This window comes from Achromobacter colocynthidis (assembly GCF_057334535.1).
On the sequence record NZ_JBHFIZ010000032.1, the window covers coordinates 58934 to 64899 of the forward strand.

General features: G+C 64.9%; 6 protein-coding genes. 1 reads left to right on the top strand and 5 read right to left on the bottom strand.

Annotated features, from left to right (window positions below):
- The 5 genes from ACE04A_RS14455 to ACE04A_RS14475 all read right to left on the bottom strand — a co-directional run.
- Positions 1–480 (bottom strand): CoA transferase (locus ACE04A_RS14455; protein WP_485820241.1); only part of this gene is annotated, 480 nt, incomplete at its 3' end.
- A 29-nt stretch (positions 481–509) separates the two neighbouring features.
- Positions 510–1271 carry an SDR family NAD(P)-dependent oxidoreductase gene (locus tag ACE04A_RS14460; RefSeq protein ID WP_448717533.1) on the bottom strand — a complete coding sequence of 254 codons (762 nt, stop codon included), beginning with the start codon at positions 1269–1271 and terminating at the stop codon, positions 510–512.
- A complete protein-coding gene (locus ACE04A_RS14465) occupies positions 1268–2446 on the bottom strand; it encodes an aldose 1-epimerase family protein (RefSeq protein ID WP_448717532.1) in 1179 nt (392 codons plus the stop codon). Before ACE04A_RS14465 ends, ACE04A_RS14460 begins: the two co-directional genes overlap by 4 nt.
- Before the next feature lie 124 nt (positions 2447–2570).
- On the bottom strand, positions 2571–3485 hold the full coding sequence (locus ACE04A_RS14470; protein ID WP_111886211.1) for a sugar phosphate isomerase/epimerase family protein: 915 nt from the start codon (positions 3483–3485) through the stop codon (positions 2571–2573).
- A gap of 30 nt (positions 3486–3515) precedes the next feature.
- Positions 3516–4607 carry a Gfo/Idh/MocA family protein gene (locus ACE04A_RS14475; RefSeq protein WP_279995662.1) on the bottom strand — a complete coding sequence of 364 codons (1092 nt, stop codon included), beginning with the start codon at positions 4605–4607 and terminating at the stop codon, positions 3516–3518.
- Positions 4608–4833: 226 nt separating this feature from the next.
- Between ACE04A_RS14475 and ACE04A_RS14480 the strand changes: the two genes are divergently transcribed.
- Positions 4834–5916 carry a LacI family DNA-binding transcriptional regulator gene (locus tag ACE04A_RS14480; protein ID WP_448717529.1) on the top strand — a complete coding sequence of 361 codons (1083 nt, stop codon included), beginning with the start codon at positions 4834–4836 and terminating at the stop codon, positions 5914–5916.
- Positions 5917–5966: the final 50 nt, after the last annotated feature.

Below are 5966 nucleotides of genomic sequence, written 5' to 3' on the forward strand. Positions count from 1 at the left end.
CCCCCCCCCCCCCCCCCCCCCCGACGACAGCATGGCGCCCGACATCGCCTGCAACAGCAGGTCCTGACCGGGGCGCGTGGCATAGGGGCCGTCTTCGCCGAAGCCCGACATCGATACATAGATCAGGCGCGGGTTCAGCGCCGACAGCGTCTCGTAGTCCACACCCAGACGGCCGGCGACACCCGGCCGGTAGTTCTGGATAAACACATCGGCCTGCGCCGCGAGTTTGTGGATGATCTCTTTGCCGCCGGCACTCTTCAGATCGATCGCCAGCGAGCGCTTGTTGCGGTTCAGCGAAAGAAAGGACACGTTGATCTTGTTGCCCGTGATGCCGCCGGCGGGCGCGTGCCGCTGCCATTCGCCGGTGGGCGGCTCGATCTTGATCACGTCGGCGCCCAGGTCGCCCAGGCGCTGCGCCGCGAAAGGCCCCGCCATGGCGATGGAGCAGTCCAGAACCTTGTAGCCAGAAAGAATACTCATGCTTCTACCTTTGCGTGCGCCGATGCGCCTCAATGCATGACCCAGCCGCCGTCAACTGCCAGCGTCTGTCCGGAAATGAAACCCGCCTCGTCCGAGGCAAGGAAAATGATGGCCGCGGCGATGTCGCCTGCGTGCCCACGGCGCTTCACCGACTGGCGTTCGAGCACCATGCGGTTGTAGCCCTCGGGATCAGGGTGGATCTTCTCGGCGTCGGTGGGAAACGCGCCCGGCGAGATGGCGTTGACCGTGATGCCCCACTTGCCGAACTCGCGGGCGAATGCGCGCGTGGCGCCCACCATCGCGCCCTTGGATTGCACGTAGGGCAGCAGGTTTTCCCAGCCGCCGGACAGCGTGATCGACGAGATATTGATCACGCGGCCCCATTGCTGCTCGCGCATGCCGGGCAGCGCCGCGCGGACGATCTGAATCGCCGCCTCGACGTTCACGCGGTGCACGCGCGCCAGCTCTGCGTCGCTGTATTCCTCGAACGGGCGCGAGGGGTAGATCGCCGCGTTGTTGATGACCACATCGATCGGGCCCTCGGCGGTCAGTTGCTCAAGGTGCGATTGCAGCGCGCTGGCGTCGGCAAGATCGGCCTGCAGGACGTGAAGCTGGTCGGAAAACCGCACAGGCACGGTGCTGCGCAAACGATCGATATGCCCGGCGTGGTTGTCGAGCGCGATCACACGGGCGCCCGCTTCCAGCAGCGCAAGTGTGGTGTCCACACCGAAGCCGCCCGCCGCGCCCGTGTACAACACGCGACGGCCTTGCAATGAGAAGCGCGCGCTCATGTGCGCCCCGCGATGGGCGCGAAGCGCCCCGACAACGGCGGATAATCGGCCTCGGGCTGCACCGCGATCGCGCGGATGCGTGCTTCGCATGCCGCGATATCGGCGGCCGAGCCCAGCACGCTGAACGTGGTGTCGTAGCGGCGCTCTTCCCCATGCTCAAGCCAGATGAGCTCGTTGCGTTCACGCGCCGCGCCTTGGCCCAGCACATGGTTGGTCGAGGGTTCGATGCCCATCGCATACTGGCCCGATTGCAGGTTCTGCCATTGATACTGGCAAGGGAATTGACGCTTGAAGGTGCTGACCTGCATGCCCAGGCCCAGCTTGTCGTTCACCAGGGCCACCGGCACGCTGCCATCGGCGGCGGCGGCCATCTCGTGCTGCCACACCTGCTCATGAAAGCCCAACTGCGGCGCCGGCATGCGGCGGTAGCCCACGCCCTGCTCGCGGTAGGTTTGCTCGTGCGCGGCCCACACCACATCGCGGATCGGCGCCAGATAGCGCGAGTCGGCGTCCAGCACCGGATAGCCCAGGTTGATGTGATAGCAGAGCATGTGCGGCGTGCGGTAGAAGCCGCGATTCACCACGCGATCCGACAGTTTGATGTCGTTGGTGCCCACCTCGATCTCGATGCGGCGGTGCAGCTCCAGGTGTTCGCCAAACACGGTGCCCTGGCTGACGACTCCCTCTGCCCACAGCACGCAGCGATCGCCGTCCCAGCGTTCGCCGTAGCCGCTCAGGCGCGCCGGAATGGTGCCCACGCGGCCATGGATGGACTGCTTGGCGGTCTTGCGCGGGCCATACACATAGTTGTCGGCCGGCGCGTCGTACATGAACAGAATGTGGTCCAGCCCGCAGGTGATCATGAGGCCCGAGAACGAGCGCATCCAGCCCAATCCGCCTTCGCCTTCATAGTCATGCAGGCCGGGATGGCGATAGCCCGACGGCGACTGCCATCCCATGGCCAAGCCACGGTATTCGCAATCGGCGATGTCCATCGCGCGATCCACCAGCACCGTAAAACGCAGGCCCGTGCCGCTGCGGAACTCCAGCATGCGGATACCGCGCTCCAGCCCGTCGTCCAGCGTCATCAGGCGTACGCCGGCAAACTGCGCAAGCTGCCCGGTGCGCGCCTCCACGTCGCGGCGCGTCATCCAGGTTCCGTAAATGTCAGGCATGAGTTCTCCCTGGCAAAGGCGCGGGTGCGCGTTTGCCGGTGTCGGTGTTCAGAATCTTGTTCGCGGGCGCGCCGCGGGCCTTATGCAATGTGCCTCGCGGTGCGCCTGTGTTGCGGCGGGCGGCCTACAGGCCGTTCGCGCGCAGCCGCTCGTCCAGGAAGGTCTTGGCGCGCGGCACGTCGTCTTCGGTCAGGTGCTCGATGATGATGGGAATGTTGGGGTGCTTCTTCGCCAGGCGCTGCAAGTACAGGTCGTAATTCAGCGCGCCCAGGCCCGGCGCCGGCAGCTCAATCTCGCCCACGCCACGGAAGGTATGGCTCTCGGCCGCGCCCTCGTCACCAATGTCGCTGTGTTTTTCCGACTTGTCATCGCCCGAACGCTTCACGTCCTTGGCATGCGCGATGCAGATCTTGTCGGAAAGCGCGTCGAACACCTGATTGAGCGTGCGGTCCATCTGGTCGATGTTGTGCGCTTCGAAGTAGTTCGTGGGATCCATCAAGAGGCCAAGGCCAGGGTGATCCACTTCGGCGAACATGCGCAGCGTTTCCTCGACGGATCCCACCACGTTGTTCACGTAGGTTTCCAGCAGGAATACCGCGCCATGGTCATAGGCATGTTGCGACAGCTCGGCGATCACCGCGCGGCACTGGTCCCAGCCTTCCTCGGTCTTGTTCCTGGGGTGATGCACCCAGTCGCTGTCGGTGGCGAAGGTGCCGGTTTCCGAGATCACGTAAGGCGAACCCAACTGGCGCGCGTGGGTCAGGATCTCTTTGAGATAGCCGTTGCGGCGTTGGCGCTCGGCGGGATCGGGATGAACGATATTGGTATAGGCCGAGATGCAGGACACCGGCAGGTTGTAGTGGCGAAAGGTGTCGCGGATCTGTGTGCATTTCTGCGCGGTCAGTTGGCCCGGGCCGAGCTCCATGTCCTTGAAATGCAGGTCCAGCTGCACGGTGTTGAAGCCGTGCGAGCGGATCACCTTGGCGGTGCGCTCCAGCTCATAGGGAAAGTAGCCCGAGAAGATTCCGGTCTGGATCATGATGCTTGTCTCCGTCTGTTTTTTGTCTGGTTATTCAACAGCCGGCAGCCGTACTGTGCGGCCTTCGGCGATGGACGTATACGCGGCCTCGACCAGCGCCATCGTGCGTACGTTGTCGGTCACGCTCAACGCAGGCTCGGTGCCGCTGGCCAGCGCGTACTGCAACTGCTCCATCACGCCAATGAAGGCATGCGGAAACCACATCGTGTCCCACGTGGGGGTTACCCAACGCCCGTCGGTATGGCCCTGGGCCGCGCGCGAGGCGTAGCTCAGGGTCGACGGCTCGCCGGTGGGCCAGCCGATGGTGCCGCGCGCGACGCCCTCAGTGCCTTCCACGCGCCAGCGGATGTGCTGGTCGTCGGGGTATCCCTCGGCCCGTGGGCCCGACCACACATCTTCGAGCGACAGCGCAAGCAGGCCGTTGCCAAAGCGCAGCGTGGTGCTCACCAGCCCATCCTGATGCGCGAACTCGGTGCGCGGATCGGGGCGGGTGATGCTGGTGATCTCGGTGGGCTCGCCAAACAGATAACGCAGGGCATCGAGGTGATGCACGCTCATGTTCGAGAGCGTCAGCCGCTCATAGCCGCGCAAGAAATCCTGCCAGTGCGGGATGGCGTGCATGTCGATCTGCGCGAACACCGGCGTGCCCAGCACGCCCTGGTCAAGCAGTTGTTTGAGCGTGCGCATCGATTGGTCGTAGCGCATGTTCTGGTTGACCGACAGGATCTTGCCGGCGGCTCGCGCCTCGTCGCGCAAGGCACGAGCTTCGTCCAACGAGAGGGCAAGCGGCTTCTGTGCCAGCACGCCGCGCACGTGCGGGGCGCGCAAGGCGGCGCGAATCAGCGCGGGCTGCTGGTCGGGCGGATACGCGATGTCCACGATCTCGATCTGCGGATCGGCGATCAGGGCCAGGGGGTTCTCATGCACAACCGGGATGCCATAGCGTTCGGCGACCTTGGCCGCTTTGCTGTGCGTACGCGACGCGATCGCCGCCACCGTGAAGCCGGCCTGCTGATAGGCCGCCAGATGGCACTCGGCCATGATCATGCCGGCGCCGATGCAGCCGATGCGAAAGCGCCGTTCCCGAATGGGCGGGTCGGGCACCAGGGTAGGGTGCGACATGTGCTCCTCCTGCCGGCTTGGTATGCACTGTCGACTGCCTGGCATCCTGCCGTGCGGTATTTGATGTTGTTGAGCCGCGATAATCACATCAAAACAATCAGTGGTAAAGATGGATGGCGCTCATAGGGCAGCAACGTTACCTTTTTGATCCAGAATGATTGCAAATGATGGGTTATGATCGCCTCGCTGCCATCGTCCTGATGGTGTCTTGAGAGCCTGGTACCGCATGCGTCCCACCATTTCCCTCATTGCCCGTGAAGCCGGCATGTCCACCGCCACCGTGGACCGGGTGCTGAACGACCGCGACGGCGTGCGCGGCAAGACACGCGACCGCGTGCTGGCAATCGCCAATCGCCTTGGCTACTTCGTCCAGGGCGCCGATGCCGCAAGCCAGGATGTGCGGGTCGATTTCGTGTTGCCCGCCGGCACCAACAGCTTCATGACCGCGTTGGGCCGGCACCTGCTGGAAGAAGCCGCCACCCGCCCCGATGTGCGGGCCCGCCTGCATCTGATCGAAGGATTCGACGCCAACAAGCTCGCGCAAAAGCTCTACGAGCTGCGCGAGCAGACGCAGGCCGTTGGCCTGGTCGGGCTGGACCATCCCCAAGTGCGCGACGCCATCATGGCGCTGCGCGACAGCGGCGTGCATGTAAGCACCCTGGTGTCGGACATTCCGATCTCGGCGCGCCTGGGTTACGTGGGCATCGACAACCGCGCCGCGGGCCGCCTGGCCGCGCTGTTGCTGGGCCGGTTTCTGCCACAGCACACCGAGCGCAAGGTTGCGGTGTTCGTGGGGTCTCTGGCGTATCGCGGCCACGAAGAGCGCGAGATGGGTTTTCGCTCGCTGCTGAGCGAAGAGTTTCCGCACCTGCGCATCGCACACATTCTTGAGATCGGCGACGACCGGGACCGCGCCTTTGCCGTCACGCAGGATCTGCTGCGCAAAGATCCGCCACACGCGATCTACAACATCGGCGCCGGCAACCAAGGCATCGCGCGGGCGCTGAAAGAGGCGCGGCCGGCTCAGGCGCGGCCGGCTGAGGCGCGGTCAACAGAGGCGCGGCCAAACGAGGCTAGCTCAAGCAAGGCAGCCTCGGCCCCTCGCATTGTCTTCGTGGGCCACGACCTCACCGAAGCCACGCGCCGCCTGTTGCTTGATCGCACCATGGACGCCGTGATCGACCAGAACCCGCGCGTCGAGGCGCGCGAGATCGTCAAGCTGCTGGTGGCGGCCGTGAAGGGCGCGCCTGAACCCAGCTACCTGCCAAGGCTTCAGGTCATCTTCCGGGAAAACATTCCGGAGCCGTGATGGCCGTCGTGACGGCGCCCAAGGCCCCGGGGGGGGGGCCTGTGCGGCCG

Bases quoted from the DNA above. Each gene is read 5' to 3' on its own strand.
- ACE04A_RS14460 (WP_448717533.1), bottom strand. From the start codon at position 1,271: ATGAGCGCGCGCTTCTCATTGCAAGGCCGTCGCGTGTTGTACACGGGC.
- ACE04A_RS14465 (WP_448717532.1), bottom strand. From the start codon at position 2,446: ATGCCTGACATTTACGGAACCTGGATGACGCGCCGCGACGTGGAGGCG.
- ACE04A_RS14470 (WP_111886211.1), bottom strand. From the start codon at position 3,485: ATGATCCAGACCGGAATCTTCTCGGGCTACTTTCCCTATGAGCTGGAG.
- ACE04A_RS14475 (WP_279995662.1), bottom strand. From the start codon at position 4,607: ATGTCGCACCCTACCCTGGTGCCCGACCCGCCCATTCGGGAACGGCGC.
- ACE04A_RS14480 (WP_448717529.1), top strand. From the start codon at position 4,834: ATGCGTCCCACCATTTCCCTCATTGCCCGTGAAGCCGGCATGTCCACC.